This is a genomic window from Streptomyces sp. NPDC002817 (assembly GCF_053592055.1).
In genome coordinates, this window is record NZ_JBSFUY010000051.1 from 23,959 (window position 1) to 45,474 (window position 21,516).

Annotated in this window: 12 protein-coding genes; 3 read left to right on the forward strand and 9 right to left on the reverse strand. The window is 67.8% G+C overall.

What is annotated here, in order from left to right; translation table 11 throughout:
* Positions 1–64 precede the first annotated feature (64 nt).
* On the reverse strand, positions 65–556 hold the full coding sequence (locus tag ACWD3I_RS45850; protein WP_365406583.1) for an ATP-binding protein: 492 nt from the start codon (positions 554–556) through the stop codon (positions 65–67).
* 251 nt (positions 557–807) lie between these two features.
* Between ACWD3I_RS45850 and ACWD3I_RS45855 the strand changes: the two genes are divergently transcribed.
* Both ACWD3I_RS45855 and ACWD3I_RS45860 read left to right on the forward strand, forming a co-directional pair.
* Complete coding sequence (locus tag ACWD3I_RS45855; protein WP_365406586.1) at positions 808–2,151, forward strand: transcriptional regulator; 1,344 nt, start codon at positions 808–810, stop codon at positions 2,149–2,151.
* Between the two features lie 72 nt (positions 2,152–2,223).
* Entirely contained in the window at positions 2,224–3,396 is a 1,173-nt protein-coding gene (locus ACWD3I_RS45860; RefSeq protein WP_365406623.1) for a serine hydrolase domain-containing protein, read from the forward strand.
* Here ACWD3I_RS45860 and ACWD3I_RS45865 read toward each other — a convergent pair.
* Positions 3,393–3,593 carry a hypothetical protein gene (locus tag ACWD3I_RS45865; RefSeq protein WP_365406588.1) on the reverse strand — a complete coding sequence of 67 codons (201 nt, stop codon included), beginning with the start codon at positions 3,591–3,593 and terminating at the stop codon, positions 3,393–3,395. The genes ACWD3I_RS45860 and ACWD3I_RS45865 overlap by 4 nt on opposite strands.
* 272 nt (positions 3,594–3,865) lie before the next feature.
* On the opposite strand from ACWD3I_RS45865, the gene ACWD3I_RS45870 reads away from it, so the two are divergent.
* Positions 3,866–6,451, forward strand: a complete 2,586-nt coding sequence (locus ACWD3I_RS45870; RefSeq protein WP_365406591.1) for a GmrSD restriction endonuclease domain-containing protein — start codon at positions 3,866–3,868, stop codon at positions 6,449–6,451.
* 105 nt (positions 6,452–6,556) lie between these two features.
* Here ACWD3I_RS45870 and ACWD3I_RS45875 read toward each other — a convergent pair whose 3' ends face one another.
* The 7 genes from ACWD3I_RS45875 to ACWD3I_RS45905 all read right to left on the reverse strand — a co-directional run bounded on the left by ACWD3I_RS45875 (position 6,557) and on the right by ACWD3I_RS45905 (position 21,272).
* Positions 6,557–8,707, reverse strand: coding sequence for a UvrD-helicase domain-containing protein (locus ACWD3I_RS45875; protein ID WP_365406594.1), 2,151 nt, complete (start codon positions 8,705–8,707; stop codon positions 6,557–6,559).
* 116 nt (positions 8,708–8,823) lie between these two features.
* Complete coding sequence (locus ACWD3I_RS45880; RefSeq protein WP_365406597.1) at positions 8,824–10,176, reverse strand: hypothetical protein; 1,353 nt, start codon at positions 10,174–10,176, stop codon at positions 8,824–8,826.
* A gap of 122 nt (positions 10,177–10,298) precedes the next feature.
* A complete protein-coding gene (gene drmC / locus ACWD3I_RS45885; RefSeq protein WP_365406600.1) occupies positions 10,299–11,066 on the reverse strand; it encodes a DISARM system phospholipase D-like protein DrmC in 768 nt (255 codons plus the stop codon).
* Between the two features lie 13 nt (positions 11,067–11,079).
* A complete protein-coding gene (locus ACWD3I_RS45890; RefSeq protein ID WP_365406603.1) occupies positions 11,080–13,014 on the reverse strand; it encodes a DUF1998 domain-containing protein in 1,935 nt (644 codons plus the stop codon).
* The gene (gene drmA, locus ACWD3I_RS45895; protein WP_365406606.1) at positions 13,011–16,853 is read right to left on the reverse strand and encodes a DISARM system helicase DrmA; all 3,843 of its coding nucleotides are present in this window, start codon (positions 16,851–16,853) and stop codon (positions 13,011–13,013) included. Before drmA ends, ACWD3I_RS45890 begins: the two co-directional genes overlap by 4 nt.
* A gap of 289 nt (positions 16,854–17,142) precedes the next feature.
* Positions 17,143–19,998 carry a competence protein CoiA family protein gene (locus ACWD3I_RS45900; RefSeq protein ID WP_365406609.1) on the reverse strand — a complete coding sequence of 952 codons (2,856 nt, stop codon included), beginning with the start codon at positions 19,996–19,998 and terminating at the stop codon, positions 17,143–17,145.
* 422 nt (positions 19,999–20,420) lie between these two features.
* Complete coding sequence (locus ACWD3I_RS45905) at positions 20,421–21,272, reverse strand: tyrosine-type recombinase/integrase (RefSeq protein WP_365406612.1); 852 nt, start codon at positions 21,270–21,272, stop codon at positions 20,421–20,423.
* Between the last annotated feature and the right edge of the window lie 244 nt (positions 21,273–21,516).

The following is a 21,516-nucleotide window of genomic DNA, read 5'->3' on the forward strand; positions in this document are numbered from 1 at the left end:
CGGGTGGGCCGGAAGACCACGTCGGGGTCAGGAAGCGGATTCGCTCGTAAGGTGTGCCGTCCCATTACGCGACCGCCAGGGTGAGCGACTCGGGCTCAGCTACCACGCCGCGCTTCGGCCGTAGCGCGAATAGCCTGCGCAGAACGGCAGCTCGGATGGCGGGCGCCGCTTTGGGAAGCGCGATCTCCGCCCATACGCGTTTGCCCTGGCCGGCGGGTTCCCAGGCACACCGCGAAGCGAGAAGCTCGACCAGCGCCAGGCCGCGCCCGCTCTCGTCGTCGGCCTGGGCACAACTCGTCTGCGGAGCAACAGGATTGTCATCGAGTACGTCGATCACCAGGCGGCCGGGCCGGTGGTACAGCGTGACGGTGACGAGCCCTTCCCCATGGACCACGGCGTTGCTGACGAGCTCGGAGGCGACGAGACGGATGGCGTCAGCCGCGTCGTCGTTCAACGGCACACCCCACGCACGCACCTTGTCGACGACCGTGCGCCGGGCGAGGGAAACTTCCCTCTCCTCACCCGCGAGGACGAACCGATGGGCAAGCGTGGGCATGGTTGACGCCTCCGAGGAGTTGGAGAGCGGCTCCGTCCCCGACGGGGAAACGGGGGCGGAGCCGCCGATCTGAGAACCGTTCCGGAAGCTGCACCCTGCGCGGGCTCCGTGGACGGCTGATATTCAGTCAACGGCCCCTGGCAGCAAGGCGGAACGTTTCTAGGGGGTTCCTCATGGGGACGCCCTCCCCGTACGCGGCCACGCGAAGTAGCCTCCCCACTGCGCCGCGAGGAGATGACGGGAGTGATGACATGCCTGGTGAGCCGTTGGCAGTCCACCCGCTGAGCTTCCTCCGCCAGACACGCGGTTGGGGGAAGGCCGAGTTCGCCCGGCTCATGCAGGCACACGGGCGGTCGCTCGGAATCCCGCTCGCGACCAACCGGACCACCGTATGGAAGTGGGAGCAGGGCCAGGAACCGGATGCGGACGCCCAGCACGTACTCGCCGACCTGCTACGCGTCCCGTACGAGCAGGCCCGGAGGGAAGGCTGGCCCCGGTGGCTGCCGGTCTGGGAGGTCACGGGACTCACCGCCCCGTGGACCGAGGCCGGTACCGTTGAGGCGTTGTCCGAACTCGTGGGGAGTGGCCGCATGGATCGCCGGGGCTTTCTCACCATCACCGGCGTTGCCCTGACGGGCCTCGCGGCGAGCTGGGTGGACGCGCCGTCCGCCTTCGCCTCGGCCCTGGGCGGGGATCAGGTCACGGACACGATGGTCTCGACGATCGAGCAGCGCATCAGCACGCTGCGCACCCTCGATGACCAACTCGGCGGCGCTACACTCCTGGAACAGGCACGCGGCGATCTCGCCCTCGTCACCGGCCTCCTGAGCACCGGCAGGTACACGGAGAACATCCGACTCCGCCTCTACGCCCTGGCCGCCCGGGTATCGCACCTGACCGGCTGGATGGCCTACGACGCGGGGCTGCGGTCCGTCGGCCAGCGCTACTACGTCGGGGCCCTGCGCAGCGCCCGTACCGCTGGAGACGACGCATTCGGCGCCTTCATCCTCGCGGAGATGGGCGTCCACGTCTCCGAGGCCGGACGCACCGCCGAGCGCGTCGACCTCATCTCGACCGCCATCGACAACGCCCCTCGAACGCTGTCGCCGTACACCCACTCCTTCCTCTACCTGCACAAGGCCGAGGCGCTGTCCCGCGACGGCGACCATGCGAAGGCCGGAACAGCGCTCAACCGCGCCGTGTCCCACTGGGAGCACCACACGACGGAGGAAAACCCGGACTGGCTCAACTGGTTCGGCGAGGCACAGCTGAAGTCGACCGAGGGCAAGGTCCTGCTGCGGTCCGGGCAGGTGGAGCGCGCTACGGGCTCCCTGGAGACCTCCGTGAAGAGCGCGGCTCCTCGGGACAAGGCCGTACGTTCCAGCCGCCTGGCCGAGGCTCGCCTCGCCGGCGGTGACCTGGACGGGGCGCTCGACGCTGCGAACTACGGCACGGAACTCCTGGAGAGCAGTGTCAGTTCCGTACGGGCGTTGGACCGCTTGAAGGAGTTCTCCGCGCACCTCGAACCGCGCAAGTGCGTCCCCGCTGTCCGTGAGTTCCGCGAGCGCCTTAAGGCCGTGCCCGTCGCGGCGTGACCGTCACCTCTCGGACTTCGAGGCCGAACCCACCCCCTCGGAGCACGTAGTCCGAATGCCAGGATGGACGGCATGACGACGATCCACGGTGAGGTCGCGGCTGGGTTCGAACCGGTGCGTGAGGCGTTCGCGGCGAACTTTTCCGAGCGCGGGGACATCGGCGCGGCGGTGTGCGTGTACCAGTACGGTCAACCGGTGGTGGACCTGTGGGGAGGCGTCGCCGACCCCGAAACCGGTCGGCCGTGGACGCGAGACACGCTGCAGCTCGTCTACTCGGCGACCAAGGGGGCGACCGCGACCGCGGCACACATGCTGGCCGAGCGCGGTGCGCTGGACCTGGATGCGCCGGTGGCGAAGTACTGGCCGGAGTTCGCCGCGAACGGCAAGGCGGACATCCCGGTGCGCTGGCTGCTGTCCCACCAGGCCGGCCTGATCACACTGGACCAACCCGTCCCGCTGAACGAGGCGTTGGCCTGGCACCCGATGGCGACCGCGCTGGCCGCTCAGCGTCCACAGTGGACTCCGGGCACGGCGCACGGGTACCACGGTCGAACCTGGGGCTGGCTCGTCGGCGAGGTGATCCGCCGGGTGTCCGGCCAGACCCCGGGCCGCTTCTTCGCCGACGAGATTGCCGCCCCCCTCGAACTGGACTTCTTCATCGGACTGCCGGCTCATGAACGCGACCGGGTGAGCCGCATGGTGTACCAGCGCCCGGCCGTCGACCTCACCACAGTGCCCGCCGAGTCGGTTCCTGAGGAACTCCGCGAGCAGGTTGCCGCGTGGCGGGATCCGAAGTCATTCAGCAACAGGGCGTACGCGGTCACCGACCCTGCCGCGATCGACTTCGACTCACCCGAGGTGCAGGGCGCAGAACTCCCCGCTTCTAACGGCATCGGCACCGCACACGGCCTGGCGCGCATGTACGCCGCGCTGATCGGCGAGGTGGACGGTACGCGCCTGGTTGCTCCGGAGACCCTGGAGTCAGCGACCAAGGAGCAGGCCAGCGGGAAGGACCAGGTGATGCTGATCCCGAGCCGATTCAGCGCCGGATACATGTTGCCTACCGAGACCAACCCGATGATTGGGGCAGGCTCTTTCGGCCACACGGGACGAGGCGGCTCGCTCGGCTTCGCCGACTTGGAGCACGGCGTTGCCTTCGGTTATGCGATGAACAACGTCATCGGGGGAGCTGACGATATGCGTGCGCACGCGCTGGTAGACGCGATGCGAAGGTCGCTCACCTAGGTGCACGTTGTCTGGAAGCAGGCGCTATCCCCGCACGCATCCGAGCCAACCCGCTCGGCCACCAGGCCCAGGACGTGCGCCTGCTCCTCGTCCTCCAGACCATGCCGGACTGTGAACGCGTTGGCCCAGTCGGCGAGCGTTCCCCGTCGGTCCACGAGTGTGTTGTCGAGGTCGAGGAGAACCAGAGGGCGTCGCACATCTCGCACCATAGTGCTGCAGCGTGTTAGTTCTTCGAGGTCAAGTCCCCTGTAGTGGCGTAATCGCGTCTTCTACGGCTGACTCGGCCGATCATGTGGCTTCTGCGGAGTCCCTCTTCGAGCCCGAAAATGTGTGGCGGCGCGCCCGTGCAGCCGGGAGGCCCGGCTCCCGAAAGACACGTCACCGCTACTGATCCAGTCGAGGACGAGGACACACGCACCCCGTGGGTGGAAAATGGGTCGTCCGGGACTCAGCGGGGGGGAAGACACGCGTGCACGCGCAGGAGACCACATTCAACGAACTCGTCCAGGGCGAGAAGCAGTACCAAGTGCCGCTCTATCAGCGCACCTACAGCTGGCAGCGGGATGAGCTGCGGCAACTCTGGGACGATGTTCAGGAGTTGGTCGAGGAGCACTTGGAAGGACGGCCCCCCGCCGCGCACTTCCTCGGCTCCGTGGTGCTGGCACCAGGCCGGATCACCGCTGGCGGCATGCAGCGTTGGCTTGTTGTCGACGGCCAGCAGCGGCTCACCACCCTCATGCTGGCCTTCACGGCGTTGCGCGACCGCCACCGAGAACGCGGCGCGGAGCAGAAGGCCGAGCGCATCCATGACCTCGTGCTCGTCAACAAATACCGAAGCGGCGACGACCACTACCGGCTTCTGCCCACGCAAGCGGACCGCGACGCCTTCACTGCCTGTGTCGAGAGTTCACCCAGGGCAGGCGGCCCCGGCAACGTGGGCGCTGCCTACCGGTTCTTCCTGGGCGCCCTCGCAGAAGGCGAGGAAAACGCCGGTGAGACGTGGACGGACGCGGTGGAGACCGTGCTGAGCGGTCTGCTGTCGATCGTGGAGATCACCGCGTCGGAGGGCGACAACGTCTACCGGATCTTCGAGTCGATCAACAACACGGGGGTCGGACTCAGCCAGAGCGACCTCCTGCGCAACTACCTCTTCATGTGTCTGCCGACCCGGGGCGAGTCCGTCTACCAGAATCTGTGGCTGCCTATGCAGGAACGGCTGGGCCCCGCCAACCTCGAACTCCTCGTCTGGCTCGACCTGGTGGTGGCCGGCAACAGCCGGGCGAAACAGAGCGAGATCTACCGGGACCAGAAGAAGCGCCTGGAGCCCCTGAGTTCTGACGAAGCGGCCCTGGAGGCCGAGATCGCCTCCCTCGCCCGCCGGGCGGAGCGTCTGATGCGGATCCTGGAACCCGAGAGGGAGCCCGACCCGGAGCTGCGCGAAGTTCTGGAGAGGCTCTCCCGGTGGGGCGGCCAGACCCACTACCCGCTGGCACTCCACCTGCTCGACCGCGTGGACGACGGGCAGGCCACACCCCACCAGGCCGCTCGGGCACTGGCGTACGCCGAGAGTTACATGGTGCGGCGCCTGTTCACGGGACACTCCACCACGGGCAGCAACCGGGTGTTCATGGAGATGGCCAAGGAGATGGAGAAGGACGACGACCCGACCGGGGCCGTAAGCCGCTTCCTGTCGAAGAGTAAGACGGGTGCCCGTGTCTGGCCCGACGACGACGCCGTCCGCGAGGCGATCCGCACCCGGCCCTTCTACAAGGCGGGCCGCAGCAACCAGCGGTTCCAGGTGCTGCGCAGGCTGGAGGAGAGCTACGGAGCCAGCGAACCGGTCGACTACGCCAAGGCGCATCTGACCGTCGAGCATGTGCTGCCGCAGAGCCCCGCGCACCAGTGGCTGGACCTGCTGGCCGAGGAGACCGAGGACGGACAGGGCGCCGAGGAACTCCACGCCCTACTGGTCCACACGCTGGGCAACCTGACACTCTCGGCTGACAACGCGAAGCTCTCGAACCATCCGTTCCGCCGCAAGCAGGAAATCCTGGACTTCAGCTCCCTGCGGATGAACCAGGAGATCGCAGGGCGGGAGCGCTGGGGGAAGACGGAGATCCTCGACCGCGCCGCCGCCCTCGCCGACCGGGTGGTACGGCTGTGGCCCGGTCCCGTCGCGGGCACGGTCCCGGTGGACGACGAGTGGTCAGGCTGGAAGGAGCTGCGGGCCGCGCTTCTCGCCATGCCGGCCGGGACGTGGACGACGTACGGTGACGTCGCGGCGCTCATCGGCACCCACGCCGTCCCGGTCGGCCAGCATCTGGCGTCCAAGGTGGGCCTGCACGGCGCCTACCGGGTGCTGACGGCGGACGGCCGCGTCTCGGCGGGCTTCAGGTGGCCGGATGGCCAGGACCTCGGTGATGTGCGAACCCGTCTGGAGGCCGAGGGAGTTTCCTTCGACGACGCGGGCCGGGCCCGCCGATCCCACCGGCTGACCACCTCCGACCTGGCGGCCCTGCTGGGCAAGGATGTCGCCGATGAGGCCGAGCCGTCACCGCGGGTCGACGGCGACGAGCAGCAGTCGGCGGCCAGCCGGTTCGAAACGCAGCTGCGCGACAACCAGACCGAGGAGACCGTCGACGGCGTCCTGGACGCCCTGCGTTTCTGGGAGCAGCAGGGCGGTCATCTCGCCTACGGCCGGGCAAGCGAGACCAGTTGCTTCCCCACAGTGCGTTTCGGCAACGCGCCCGCTTCCCGAGAGCTGTGGCCCCTGGCTCTCTACCCGGTCTCCGGCACCGTCGAGGTCGTCTTCCAGTATCTGAAGAGGCGTCCCCCGTTCGATGACGAGCCGCTGCGGCGCGAGTTGATGAACCGCCTGAACGGGATCGATGGCATCGACCTGGCCGAGGCGAAACTGGACCTTCGTCCCTCCTTCGCGGTGGAGGTCTTCGCCGCGCACAGCGAGGAGATCTGTGCCGTGCTGGAGTGGTTCGCGCATACGGCGGCCCTCGCGGAGGCCCGCCGTATGGTGGACGAGGACCCCAGCACTCCCTGACACCCTCCGTGCCCCCTCCAGCGGAGTGTGGGGCGACGGCATCCTGCTGGCCCCACGCACGTCACGCATGGGGCCAGCAGCAATGGCGTGCGGGACCTATGAACACTACGGGCGCAGGTTGACGACCGGCGCTAGGAACGGACTCGGCGCCCCGTGCCAGGACACCCGCAGCGCCTCGCGCGCCCGCGTGCACGCCACGAATAGCAGGTTCAGCTCGCCGTTCAGGTCCTCCTGGTGCTGCTGGGCGTCGACCTCGACCGCAGTGACGGCCGACTTCATCGGCACGGTGCCGTCATTCACCCCGGCGACGGCGACGCAGCGGAACTCCAGCCCCTTCATCCGGTGCATGGTGCCGATCCGGACACCGGCGCCACCGCGCCCGGCACCGAGCACGCACGCGGCGAGGCCGGCCTGCTCCAGTGCCTGAGCGATGTCCCGCCCCAGCTGGACGTAGCGCACCGCCACCCCGATGTCCTCCGCCTGCACCCCTGCGTCGGTCCAGTCCCGCACACGGGCCACCAGCGCCTCGATCTCCTCAGGCTTCGTGGCATATCCGGCCGTCTCCGGCCGCTCTCCGTGCATGGTGGAGCGGTATCCCGCCAGCGTCTCGTTCCCGCCGTCCATGTCGTCCGGCTCCTCACCGGTCAGCAGTGAGGCCGACCAGGCCAGGATTTCCTGCGTGGTGCGGTAGTTGATCCGGAGTCGGTGCGAGCGGCCGACGACCTGGACGCCGAGCGAGCGCAGCGACACCCGGTTCCCGTAGATCCGCTGGTAAGTGTCACCAGCGAGGAACAGATCGTCCTGACCGGGAGCGACCAGGGCCCGCAGGAACCGCCACTGCGCGGGGTGCAGGTCTTGCGCCTCGTCGATCACGACATGGTGGTACAGCCGCTGTTCCCGGCCGTCCAGGACACGTGCCGCCTCCGCACACACCTGAAGGAACGTCCACTCGCCCGCCTGGCGCAACTGCTCCTCGAAAGCGGAGACGGCCCGCCACACCTGAAGGCGTTTCAGTGGTGGGAGCGCGGTGCCGCGGCCGGTGCGCGGCGCCTTCAGGTACTCCTCCGGTTCGGTCAGGGCCTGCGCGAGGACGATCTGACGCCACTCCTGGTCGAGGAAGACGTCCGTGAAGTCGATCCCCAGCCGCTGCGCGATGCGCGTCCAGCGAGCGGTGATCTCCTTCTGGTCGAAGACCAGTTTCAGTGGGGCGCCGCCGCGCTCCGCCCGTACGATCTCGTTGGCCAGGGCGTCGACGTTGACCACCCGGATCTTTGCTCGGACGTTCTCTTCCTCGACCAGCAGCGTCAGACAGCGCTCCAGTTCGGCCGCGAGATCCCTGGTGAAGGTGGTGAGCAGAACGCACCCGTCGGGGGCCTCCTCGGGTAGTTGCCGGGCCAGGTGGTACGCCCGGTGCAGGGCGACCACCGTCTTGCCCGTGCCGGGCCCGCCGGTGACCCGGGCCGGCCCGGCGTAGCCCTCGTGGTAGGCCACCCGGTACTGGCTCGGGTGCAGGAAGACCCGCCAGGCGTCGAAAGGCCGCTCCAGGATTCCTTGCAGTTCGACGGGGCCCGACACGAGAGCGACCCGGCCGCGGGAACGGGCCATCGCGGTGCCCAGCTCGTCACCGTCGTCGGCCACGGGGGTCCGCGCGGCGGTCCGGGCGTACGCCTGCACCAGTTCCCGGTCGATCGCCTCGGGCTTCATGCCGGTCGCGAGTCCCAGCAGTACGTCGTACTGATGCTCCGGCAGCACCTTGTGCAGTGCCTCCAGATGATCCTCGTCCGGGATCAGCCGGATGATCGGCAGGATCTCCTCGTCCACACCGAGGCTGCGCAGCACCTTGTCCGGGTAGTCGGAGGTGGGGAACAGGCGGGTCGGTTCCTCGGCGGCCAGCGCACGCAGCCCTGCCGTGGCCCGTTCCAGGGCCACGTCGTTGCGTATCTCGATGCCTTGCGTCGCCTCGTTCACCGACGCGCGGTGCTTGGCGGCCCAGTCGTTGGCCTTGTCATGGGGAAGCACCTTGAGCAGCAGGTAGCTGTCGCCCGACTCGCCCTTGAGGACTACGCCGCGCCAGAAGCCGGTGATGCGGATGGTCCGCAGCCGCGGATCTTTCTGGTGAGTCAGCTTCTCCAGGTGCAGCCCAGTGTGCGTGGCTGCCGCGAACTTCTCGAACACCTCGAAGACCCGCTTCTGGACTGGTTTCTCCAACGCCGCGAACTCCAGCAGGAAGTCCCGGTGCATCCCCAGCGTCGCCATCCGCGCCCCCTCCAGAAGACTACGATCACCTTACTGACCGGCTTCGATTCGCGAGACCGGTCCGTACGTGCCAGGGCAGCCGGATCGCCTCGATCGCCGTCCGCCTGCGGCGCGGGTCAGTTGACTCGGCGGTTGCCGGGTGGAACCTCGCTCCGGTGCATCCCCACGACGACGGAGCCCGGCCCGTTGGCGGACAGGCTCTCGCGTATTAGGTCGATGACGTAGTCCCAGCCGGTGCCGCGCGTGCCGATCCATCCGTCCCTGAGCAGCGTGGTGAAGGTGGTGTTGTTCAGGTACCGGGGGACCGACTCCTCGACGATGCGTGTCCCGCCGGACGGCCCGTCGGCCTCGGGGCGTTGAAGCAGTTCTTGGAAGTGCTCCCGCGTCAGATACATGCCGGGAATGAGGGCGGCGGAGTTCATCATGAAGGGAGCGGTTCGGCACAGTTTGACCATGCTGGGCGTGGGGACCAGGCGTGGATCCCCCAGCGTCGTCGGCCCCTCCTGGCTGGTCCGAGCCCACTCGTCCTCGGCCTTGCACTGGTCGTCGACGGTCTCCATCCGCTTCAACTCCCGCTCGCCGGTGGCGTCGTGCCAGTACACCCAGCCGGGCCCGCTCTGACGCATCCGCTTGTACTGGACCATGGCCACGCTTCGGGCGTGCTCGTTCACGTAGATCATGTCGACGCCCATGACGGTCTCGGCGTTCGTGCGGTTGGCGTTGTACACGAACAGCCGATGGTGGGACTCTGAGTTACGACGGTAGATCCGCCAGCCGACCTGCACGGCGTCCTCGCCCTCCATGCCAGGGAAGCGCAGGTAGTCGTGGACGATCTGCTGGTCCTCGATCTGCCGGAGGTCGGGCATCCCTTCGATGAAGGGGACGGATCGGGAGCGGGGATCGTCCCCGCTGAGCGGCTGCTGCCACGCTTCGAGTGGATCGCGGTCCGCGCCGAACGTCTCCATGACGGTGCCCATCGCGTCCTTCTCAAAGCTCCGCTGTTCTCCCTCCCGACCTGTAGGAGGATTGGCCCCCAGGCTGTTCTCGAGGCCATCCAGCGTCTCGTTCAGTTCCGGCCGCAGATGCCGGATGGCGGCGAGCAGGTTGTCGCCAGCCGCGGGAGACAAACGACCGTCGTCCTTGAGGAATCGGCGGCTGGCCCCCATCGCACCCTCAAGGTCGACGAGCGGCAGCGGAACCCGGAGTACGGTGAAGTCGCGGGCGAGCAGGGCGCGTTCGTAGGTACCCGACCGCCTGCCCGGGAAGACGCCGCCCACCCCGATGATCCTGCGCTGCTCATAGCGGGCGTGACGGTCCGTGAAGAAGGCGAGGCACCAGACGCGCGGCTTCCTCCAGTCTTTGTATGGATACGCGAAGGTCCGCTCACCGCGGGTCAGCCATGCCGGAGGCTTTTCGGGGAGCCGCTCCGTCATCAGCGCGGTGCTGTGCACCAGAGCGACGGCGACCATTTGTGACCTCCTGCATCATGTGAAACCGGAGGCTCAATTGTTGGCCAGGTTCCGGCCGTCAGGGCTAAGTGGCCGTCAACCGGCCATGCAAATGGCGATGATTCGACCGTGACGGGACTTCATCAGGCGCCTGACCACCGTGCGAGAACCCCTCGGCGCTGCAACTCCCTTATGTGTTCCGCCATCCGTCCCGGCATGGGACCGCCGTTCAGCAGCACGCCTGCCTCGATGTTGCGCTCGGCGCCGGCCGCCGTGAGGTTGGCGCTGGAAAGAAAGAGGATCCGGTCGTCGGCCACCGCCAGCTTCGCGTGCAACCGGCTTCCAGGAGTGGGGCGTTGACCCGTCGGCCAGTGCCAGAGCCGCAGGCCCGGTACGCGGGAGAAGGCATCGGCCGGCTCACGCCCGGAGAGTAGCCCGCCCGCGCCTTCCAGCGTCTCCACGACGATGTCCACTGTGACGCCCCGGGCCACGGCCTCGGACAGCGCTGCGGTCAGCGGTGCGTACGAGCGGGCCGAGTAGGTCACGGCGACGAGCCGGTGCTCTGCGGCACCGACCACCTCCGTCAGCACCTGGGCGGTGGCGCGGCCGGGTGTTCCAGGCGTGGAAGGGCCGCTCCACACCGCACGGGCCTCGGTGTCCTCGCGCTGCCGGGTCCAGGCCGCCGCGTAACCCCGCAGATACGCCGCCGTCTCCGCCGCGGGAACGCCGTCCTCCGTCATCGACGCCAGCAACGCCGATACGGCTTCCAGCGCGGCTGGCGTCTGGAGCCTGCCGATGATGTACGCCGGGGAGCGGCCCTGGGAGAGGAGCGTGGCCAGCGCCTTAGTCCGTGTGGGCCCGAGCGAGGCGGCGGCCGTCGCTGCCGCCGCCTCGAAGCGTCTGCGGCTCACCGGGTCGATCCGCTCACCCGAAGTTCGGGATTAGGGCCAGCGTTTTCGGGTCGCCTGCCAGGTGGGTGATGAACCGCCGGTCCAGGAACCGGTTGCCGCGCTCGCACGTCGTCTCGGACACGAACAGGCAGGAGTGGCAGGCGGCACCGTGCAGGAAGTCCTCCGGCGCCTTGGGAAGACGCTCGCCGCACAGCGGGTCCGAGGAGCACCGCCCCGCCTTGTACAGCGCCGTCCGTACGATCCTGGCCAACCGGTTCTCCCCGGTGCTCGGGTCCTGATCGGCGAGGGAGACCAGCCCGCCGAGCGTGCCCTCCGAGTCCGGGACGGCCGTGTAGATGAGGATGCCGGTCCGCCGTTCCTCGGCGTCGCCGCTGTAGATCCGCTCGGCCAGACTCGCCGAGTTGTAGCCGCACTCCATCGCGATGGTGCGGATGAGCAGGTGGGAGAGCGTATGAAGGGCGATGTAGCGACCGCCCGGCCAGCCTTGCATCAGGTCGGAGCCGTCCTGGATCCGTTCCGACCTGCGGTGGTCACGGAACCGGCCGAATGCCGCGGCGTGTGCGGCGAGGGCGTCGCTCGACGCGACCCGCTGCTCCCACTGCTCGATCAGGTGATCGTCCACCCGCAGAAACAGCCCCTCGCCACGCACCTCGCTGGCTGGCACCCAGCCGCGTTCGCGCCGCCCCAGGTCGACGCGGGTGACCAGGCCGGGGTCCTCGGGATCGGGAGCGTCCAGCCGGGTGAAGCCGATGAGGGCCCGCACCTCGCGTAGCCGCTCCACCTGCCGCACCTGGGAGAAGACGGTGGACAGCGGCCCACTGAGCGAGGCGTCCACGAGCGCGAAGTCCTCGGTCGGGTCGGCGGTCTTCGCCGCGGACAGGACGTGCCACTCGGGGGTCAGCAGGTCGGGAGGGCCCGGCGGTTGCTCGGTCTCGCCCGCATCACCCGACAGGGCCGCGCGGTAGGCGGAGATGGCCTGCCAGACCTGTGCGGGCTCGTAGTCGCGAAGGTAGCGGTGGTGCTTCGACTTCTTGGCGAACATGGCGATCTCCGCCTCATCCTCGAAGTCCTCCAGGTCCGGCCAGCGTTCCTCGACGAGCTTGCGCAGCGAGTCGGTCCCGGTGTCGGGCAGTGCCAATGCGCTGAGCGTCACGGGGAACCACTGGTTAGACGCGCCCACGACCAGTAGATACGGCGTCTCGTCGCAGGTGTCGTAGACGCCGTCGAACTGAGGGTGCCGGCCACGGCAGCGGGGCAGGTTCTCGCGGCCCTTGTCGCCCATCGCGTCCCGGATGTTGCGTTTGGCCTTCTTGCACACGAGGCATTCGAGGGACACGTTGGCCGCGAGGTTGCCGCCGTTGTCGCGCATCCGCAGCGTCGGGTACGTCGTGTCGGGGCAGGCGCGACCCTCGTGCACGAACTCCGTGTACGGGAACTCGTCGAGGTGGCCCTTGGTGCAGGCGAGCGCGAAGCGGGCGGCCACGGCGAGGGGCTTGCGGCCCTTCTTCTTCCGGTAGCAGTTCTCGTGGTAGAACCGCGCCTCGTCGGGGCGGCGGGCGTTGTTGTTCTCGAATCCCCACTTGCCCGAGCCTAGGGAGGCCAGCTCATTGCAAGCCGTGCAGCGCAGCCACTGCGGGAAGGGGGTTACGGGCACGCCGATCCGTGCCGCGTTCCCCTTCGGGTCGGTGTCGGTTCCGGGGATCCACGGCGCGGCGCGCAGTTCGCCCACCTGGTTCGGGCCGTAGCGCCGCAGGGCCCGGTTGACGGCCCCGCGGAGCCGGGGCTCCTCGATTACCGGATCGGGCACACCGGCGTAACTCCAGTGGTCGAGGCCCTTGACCATGACGGAGAAGTTGGGCAGGTCGACGAGGGCGCCGACGCCGCCGGTGAACATGAGGTGGCTCGGCCGTACCGCCCCCACCCGCCTGAAGTATCCGCCGCTGCTCATGACCGCCGCCCCCTGGCCGTGCCGTCGTCGTCGCCGTTCCCGTCCGGGTCCGGCACCTCGCCGAGTTCGTCGCCGCTCGCCGTATCTGGGCCGTCGCCGTTTTCGGCGGGTGGTCCGAACTCCCAGGCGTTGCCGGCCGGGGCCGACAGCACGGTGTCGGCGGACAACAGCATGTTGATCTCGTTCTCCGTCTCGCGCATCGACTGCGGGACGGTGAGCACGTCCCATCCGCTGCCGTCCGCGTTGCGCAGCAGGCCCAGCACCGTCTGCTTCTGCCGGGTCTGGCCCCGGTAGCCGAGCCTGCCCTGCTCACCCTTCTTGGCCGTCCAGGCGTCACGCAGGGCGTCTATGCGCTCGGCGAGGTAGCCGCGCGCCCGGTCCCCGTCCACGGCCTCCGCGCGAGCAAGCAGCCGCCGCTCGACGTCCTGCACCCGAGGGTCGTCGAGGTCCACCCCCTCCGCGTCCACGTTGTCGGAGAACTCGTCGCACGCCTGCCGCACGGCGGAGACATACGTGGCGGTGGTGCCCCGGTCGAGCGCCCGCCGCGTGAACGGGGTCACCGACAGCGCTTCGACCTGCCGGTAGAACGTCGCGTGGTAGTGCTCGAAGTCCTCGAAGTGGGCGAGATCCCGGGGCCGTGCCCAGTTGTAGAGCGTGATCACGATGCCCGGCCGCTTGGCCTGACGTCCGACGCGGGAGGACGCCTGAATGTATTCGGCGGTGTTCTTCGGCTGCCCGGTGACGACCATCAGGCCGAAGCGGGAGACGTCCACGCCCACCTGGAGCATCGACGTGGCCAGCACGTGGTCGACCGGCCTGCGGTGCAGCGGGGCAGGCAGGACCCGCGGCTCACGGACCCTCCCGGCATCCCGGAGCTCGTCGACAATCGCCTTCTTGCGGACCGACGTGTCGTGCTCCGGGTTGAACCCGATCTCCAGCCGCTTGAGGGTGGCGCTGATCTCCGCCGACGAGATGCGGGAGGTCAGCTCCTGGAGGTTGAGCATGTCGGTGTCGCGCAGCAGCCGATTGGCAATGCCCCGGCGGCGTCCGTTGGCCCGCAGTCGGCTCGGCACGTCGTCGTCCAGGACGCGCCGCATACCGGCGAGTTCCTTGGTCGCGTTGAAGTACCCGACCACCGTCATGTACGGATCTGCGGGAGCACCGTAGAGGTCGAACATGTGCTGCCCGGCGAGCAACAGGATCTCCGCGACACGGATCTCGGCGGCCTTCATGCGCACCCCGTGCGCACAGACGCCGTAGTAGCGCCGCCCAGGGTTGTCCCGGGTGACGTCGACCTGCTGGGAGAAGAAGGTGTCGCTGACGTCGACCACCTGCGGCGGGAAGATCGCCAGGTCCCGAGCGAACACGCCCAGCACCTGCGCACGGGCGTTGCGGGTGGTGGCCGTCGACGCGACGATCTTCGGCCCGGTGTCCCGGAGCTGCCCGTGGGAGTCCTTCGCCCGCCAGGTGCACAACTGGTCGACGGCCGACTCGAACAGCCCCACCGTGGTGCCCAGCGCCCCGGAGATCAGGTGCAGCTCGTCCTGGATGATGAGGTCCGGAGGCCGCAGCCGCCGTGGCATCGGCCGGCTGGTCACGGCCTTGTGCCGGTCCTTGGCGTTGTGCCGGGATCCACAGCCGATCTCCTCATCGAGGTCGTCGTGGCGGTAACCGTGCCTCTCGCAGTAGGCGCTCACGCGCCCGAACAGCATTCCCGCGTAGCCGCGCCACGGCAGCTGGGCGAGCTTGTCCACGGTCGCGATCAGCAGGCTCGGCACCAGCCGGTAGATCTCCTCGTCGACCGTGAGGATCGGCAGCCCCTCACCCCGCGCCCGCATCCGGGAGAACGGGCAGGGTTCCGCGTCCTCCCCTCGCGGGCAGTACACGATGACGCGCCGTCGTACGTCGTCCGGTGCCACGTCCCGCCACGCGCGCAGCTCCTCGCCGCACCACGGGCAGGACAACACCTGCAGGACGTTCGCATGCCGCCCCGAGGCGGACTCGTTGGCCTCGGCGATCTGCTGCGCCGCGTCGCCGTACCAGTTCGGCGAGACCCCGGCACCGACCCACAGCCCGATACGGAACGGCCTGCGGCCCCAGACCTCCTCGTCCTCCCTGCGGAGCACCTCCGTCGCGCACACGAGGGCGGAGGCCCGCTGGAACTGCTGCGCCGTCAGCAGCCGCAGGGTGTACCGCATCAGTACAGCGACGCCGTCCCGCCCCTCGCGGGCGTCCTCGCCCTCCCCGACGACCTTCTGCAGTCGTCGAATGGCGAACGTGTAGGCCGTGAGACCGAGATACGCCTCCGTCTTGCCGCCACCGGTCGGGAAGAACAGGAGGTCAACCGTGGCGGTGCTGTCTGCCCTGCGCTCCTTGTGCGCGGGGGCGGTGAGGGAGCACAGGTTGAGCAGCACGAACGCCAGCTGGAAGGGGTACCAACTCGCGGCCACAGGACCGCGCGCATCGACCTCGGCGTAGGCCGCAGCGTACGTGGGCGGCTTCTCACCGCCCTCGGCCCGCAGCGCGGCCGTCGCCGTGGCCCGCCGCTGCATGGCCATGGCCCGGTTGGCGAACCGGAACGCCCGCAGCGCGTCCCGGTCGGTGTGCAGCAGCTCGATGCCGAGGGCGATCCGACCGCACGCGTCGCGGGCCTCGTCGACCGCTCGCAGCGCGGTGGTCCGCAGTTCGCCCGACAGCGACTCCGCCTTGGCGGCCTGCTGTTGCAACCAGCCGTCGTAGCCGTCGGCCAGCGGCTGCAGGGCCTTCAGCAGCTCGTCGCGCCGCTCCCAGACGGCCAGTTCGGCGAGCTTGTCCATGCTCACCTCAAGACCGGCGAGCAGCGGCTGCCGGCCCGTGTTCGGCGCGACCGTGGCCGGTACGTCCTTCACCGGCAGCCAGGTCGTCTCCAACTTGACCGCGCGCCGCCCCTTCGGCAGGACACTCGCGTGCACGGCGACGTTCCGCCCGTGCGCGTGCTTCAACTCCTGCCGGTACAGCAGCCGCAGATGCTGTTCCTCGGGGTTCTCCAGGATGTGGCCGGGCTCGTCGGACAACGGGTCGTCGATCGGCAGGAAGACGCTGGACTGCCCGTCGAAGGAGGTGACTTCCAACTTCGTCTGGAACAGCCACTGCCCGTCCCGCAGTTCACGGGACTCCTCCAGCGCGTTGATCAGAGACACGTCGACGAAACGCAAGTTATCCGCGCCGTCGACGGTGCCGGGACGCTCCCGCACGTGTATGTCGAGCCGAATGCAGGGAAGGTCCGGGTCGGTGTCGTCGACGCCTTCGAGAACCTTGCGGACGGTGCCCGACGAGTCGACGGGAATGTCCACCTCATGCCGGACGGGCTCCCGCGACCACGCGCGCACCGCCCGGCCGTCGTCCGTCTTGCTGTCGCTCTGCCGGTACCGGCCCCAGGAGGCGACGACACTGAGCATGCCCACATCGGCCGGCACCAGGAAACTCAGCCCCATGGACGACGCCCACAGCCGTCCGGCGGCCTGCGGGGTGAGCCGCTCCGATAGCTCGGGGTCCCGCCCGTCCCCCTCAGCGCTAACCTCGGTCTCCGCCTGGCCCGCCGCGACCTTCACGGGCGCGTCGGTCGGCGCGGGCCGGGGCCCGAGAAGCCCGACGAGGTAGCGGTCACGGGGCCCGGCGCTGTGCGGCGCGAGTGCCTCGGTCTCATCCGCCCACGGCCCGAGCAGATCCCGTGAGATCAGATCGCCGAGTTCCTCCCGGACGTCGTACGACGTCCCGGACCGGAAGGTCTGCGGGACCTCGTCCACGGGGTGGGGAACGCCGGGCTCTGGAGCGGGGGCGTTCTGTGATGGCGACGGCATGCGCGTATCCCTCCCTGGGCGCGGACCGTGCTGACCGACACCCGCGAACAACGATAGGGGGGTCCACTGACATTGATGGAGCCGCGGTGAGCCCCTCAGGGCCGTGCAAGTTCGGCAACGACTCACGCCGCCCCGAGGGCCCTGCCAGCTTCGGAGACCCGCCGCGCTACCGCAAAGCCCTGTGCCGGCGGGCGTGGACCGTATTCCGGGCGGTCCAAGTCCAGCTTCAGCTAGCTGCGGACCTCCGTGATCGGCTCATGGTCCGTACTGGCCAGAATCTCATCGCCCATCACCGGTGCTTCCACAGCGCGCGTAGGCGCAGCACGTCCACGGTCCACTCGCTCCGGAGGGCTGCGTCAGAGCGAGGGACCTCCCGGCCGAGAGAGAAGGCCACGTGCCGGTACAAGGGGTGGATCTCGCCGTCACCCACGACGATGAGGCTCGACAACAGGGGCTCGTCTGCCGGAGTGCCATGGTCGATAGCAACGAGGACCTCGCCCTGATCATCGGGATGCAGGTGGGGCAAGGCGCTCCCCCCGAGCCGCCGTCGCAGGTCACCCCACGTTGTCAGGGACTGACCCCGTGCGGTCTGTTCCAGCAAAGTGCGTACGGCAGAGGCGAGTTGTAGAACCTGTGACGGGGAGAGCCGACCTTCTGACGTGGGCTCGTTTGCAGACAGATCACCAGCCGAGGCGGGCCGCTCGGCCTCGCGTCGCGCCTTGAGGTGCTGCTGCCATCTGGCGAGATCCTTCTGTTCAGTGTCGGACAGAGTGACTCGTGCGCTCAGTGCTTCCGCTTCCGTCGCAAGGGCCGCCAGGGCATCGATACTCAGAGTGTCCTTCTCTTCCCGCATTCGGTGAATCAGACGTCGGCAGCGTTTGAGGACCGCTGAGGAGCGGTTGGGCTGCTGCACGCCCACCCACGTCCTAATCTCTGCAATGATCGCGCGATTCTGGTGCTGAAGTGCAGGAGACTGCATTCTGTAGATCGGGGTGGCCATGCGATAGATCTGTTCCGCCCGGTGGACGTCCAGGATCTGCTGTGCCTCTCTGAACTGGTCTACCAGTGATTGGAATTGCTCAGCGGCTGAATCTCTTGATGCTTCGGTTGTCACTTCGCCGGTCGGAGGCTTGGAAGGGGAGCACTCGGCGCTGATGAGCGGCGGAGTCGGTCGGGAAGGCTCTACTGGCTCGGCTTTCGGGATTGGTTGGCTGCTGGCGTAGGGTTCGACAGCTTCGATGGCCCGCGCCAGGAGCTGAGCGTGGTGGCCAGGTGTATCGCTCCGGCCACCGAGCCAGTCGAGATAGGCCGTGCCCTTGGCCCGTGCGGACTCGTAAGCGTTCAGGCGGTTACGCGCCCCTTTGGCTGTGCCGGACAGGCGCTTGTGGTGTCGTCCACTGATTCGTGGTAGCAGTTCCTCGGCTTGTGTCAAGACCTGCCGAAGTCGCTCCACTCCTTCTTCTAGAGGGCCGTTTCGTCGCTGATGCTCACTATCTGGCCGTGCTGCGGCGCGTTTCTTGGGCTGGGTAACCACCGATTGCTCGGATGCCCTGCCGTTGGCGCTGAGCGTGAGTCGTGCAGGGATCACGAGGACACGCGATGAGCTGTGGGCCTGGAAGGCGCGCTCCTTCTCACGGTCACACCAGAGCTTCAAGGTGATGTCATCGGCGGGTGCCTGAAGCCCGAGCTTGCGGATGATGGTCGTCATATCCGGCAACGGACGGCCACCAGAGTCTCGTACCAAGGCTGAGAGCATCGGTTTGTCCGGCGTGGCGGGGCGATCCACTGCGATGAGGAGGTCCCGGCGCTCGGTCGGGGAGAGGCGGACCAGATTGAGCTTCGCGACCGTTCCCAGCGTGCTCCATGTCGTGGGGGTGCGGCGCCTGGCGAAGTCCTCCAGGGCCTTGCGGACCCGGGCCACCGTTTCCGGATCACTCGCGGGGACACTACTCGCCGATTGCGCTGAATTGGCCCGGCCGGAAGGGGCCACGGTCGTTTCTGCAGCGGGGCGCTGGGCCGGAACCGGGGCGGCAGATGTTGTCCGTACAGGCTTGGGAAGGGCAACGCCTGGGCACCACAGGCCGGTGCGTTCTGCCTCGATGCCGCTGAGCTGAATGACGCCATCGGCCCTCACAGCCCATTGTGCGCCGTCCTGCGGATCAGGGTCGGTCAGGAGGAGACGGGCTACCCCGTGCAGCCGATACACGTACTGCTCGGTCGGCACGGGGACGACATCCGGAAGGGACACGTGTGCGCGGATGATTCGGCTGCCGGCGGGCTTCACGTCCGCGGTGATGATGTAGCGGCCTTCGGCTGCGAGTGGGGAGTGCTTGGGCGCCGGAGCCTTGGCATCGATAGCGAAGACGATCTGATCGGCGCGGAGTGGGAACGTGGCAGGTCGGAGCCACGCGCCTTTGCCGCGCTGGGTGACACTGCCGTCTCTGAGTAACTCTTCCAGAACGGGCGTGACCAGCCCGTCGGAAGTGAGTCGACAGTCGTCAAGTGGTGACCAGGTGACAGGCCGCCCGGTGCGTTCGACGCCGATCAGGACACGCCGGTTCGAGCCGTGGGTCTCACACTTGACGCGTAGCGCGTAGCCCTGCCGCTCCGTCATGTTGGCGGAGATCGGCCCTTCGGAGCCGAAGAGCCAGTCCATCTGTTCCGAGGACGTGCTCAGCTCCCGTTCGGCCCGGTACCAGGTGCGGTAGTCCTGGAGACACAGCTGGAATCGCAGCAGTTGGTGGGTCGAAGGAAGCCAGAAGTCCACGGCGTCGCCGGGACCGGTACCGAGGTTGCGTAGCTCGGCACGTACGCGAAGCCCCTGGGCCTGGAGCCAGGCGATCACGTCTCTCTTGATGAAGAGATGGTCGGCGCTGTCGGCACCGTTTGCGATGCGATCACACACAGGAGCAGTGCCCGCATGGTCCGGATAGTGGGCGAAGTGGCACACCTTCGTTTCGTACCGCTTGGTCATCAACTCCCCGCCGCAACCGCCGAGCAGCGTGCCACACCAGAACCGCTTTCCCTGGAAGTAGCGACGGAACTGGTCAAGGTTGTAAGGCTCTTCGGGGAGGATGACGGGCTGGTCGGAGTCTTTCACGCCGATGACGGCGGTCTGAATCAGTCTGGTGTCGACGACAGACATGACGCGCTCCACTGGGCGGGAGTGAAGGTCGGGCCGGCGCCCGCAGTTTGCGAAGTCCCACGACGTCTTCTTCGTGACACTCGGAATCGTGCACGAAATTATAGAGGTCGGTGACCGAAGCTGCCATCGACCTCAGTTGTCCGCAGCGCCCCGTCGTGGATCACTCGTTGGCGAAGACCTATGTCCAGGCTCTCCCCGTACAGCGGGCAGATGTTGGCGACCAGGAACCACTTGGCAGTGCTGCCCAACAGGGCGCAGATTCAGTCCCCGGTTTGCTGCGGACCGGCCGCGACCAACTCATGAGCAGCATCAGCCACAACCTCGTCGCCCATAACCGAGCGATCTGTGTCGTGGTCCGCGACTCCGTCGTAGAAGGCGAGCACATGCCGCGTCACCGATGCTTCATGTGCCGCTCGCGTCGTTCAGACTCGGGCTTCCTGGCGGCACGACTGGCACCGGTTTGGGCTCGTCTTCCGTCCCTTGGACCGTGATGCGCCGGGGTCAGCTCCTGGAAGATCAAGCACAACCACGTGAACACGGTCGTCCGCGACGGCCGCGTACCCAGCTGTGGTCGCTGGAGACGCGTGGCGCATCAGGCGTTGCGTCATGAGCAGGTCTCTGCCGGAAGAGCGGTAGACCATCGTTCCGTATCGGTGCCTCAGCTGGTGGTAGCGCATGCGGATGCCGATCTTTGCAGCGATCCCGGCGACAGTTCGTGAGACGGATTCGGCACGCGTTCCTTCCCAGAATCTGCCGCTTCCCGTCAGGTCGAGTGCCTTCATGACGACCGGTGGCACAGGGATGGTGTCCGTGCGTCCGCCCTTGCCTGTAACGCGGAGTATCGCTGTGCCGTCATCGAGAGTGGATAGGTCTTCCCTGGCAAGTTTGGCCGTTTCGTGCGCGCGGAGGCCGCAGAAGGCCCCTAGCAGGACCCAGGTCCTGTGCGCTCCACGGGTGACTGCGGTGAGCCGCTTGAGTTCATCTTCTGGGAGCGGATGAGGTGTTGACCGGGGTGCTGCGGGCTTGCGTATGCCCTCTATGAGATCCACTCCCAGCCACTTTCCAAACGCCTGGAGATGGTTCAGGTAGGTTCTGCGTGACCATGGGCGTAAGGGGCGTGCGGCGAAGTACGCGATGACATGATCGACCTTGAGCTGGCCTGCGGTTACGCCGGCAGAGCGGGCTATGGCCTTGATGCAACGTACTCGGGCGCCGATGGTGTTGGTCGAGTAACCGTCCGCTCGCTGAGCCTCAGTGAACTTGTCGAGTGTCATGGGGAACGTCATGTGCCTGGTCGTGGAGCACTTACCGTAACGCGATGAGTTTGGCGAGATCCGCCCCTAAATCGTCCTGACCTGCACTCTTGGCAACCGGCAATCGTCTGGTAGCGAACAAGGGCAAGTCGTTCCAGGGGTCCAACGTCCTGGGTAAGGGCTTCATCCTCACCCCCGAACAGGCCCACGACCTCATCCAGCGCAACCCCCGCAACAAGGACGTCCTCTTCCCCTACCTCAACGG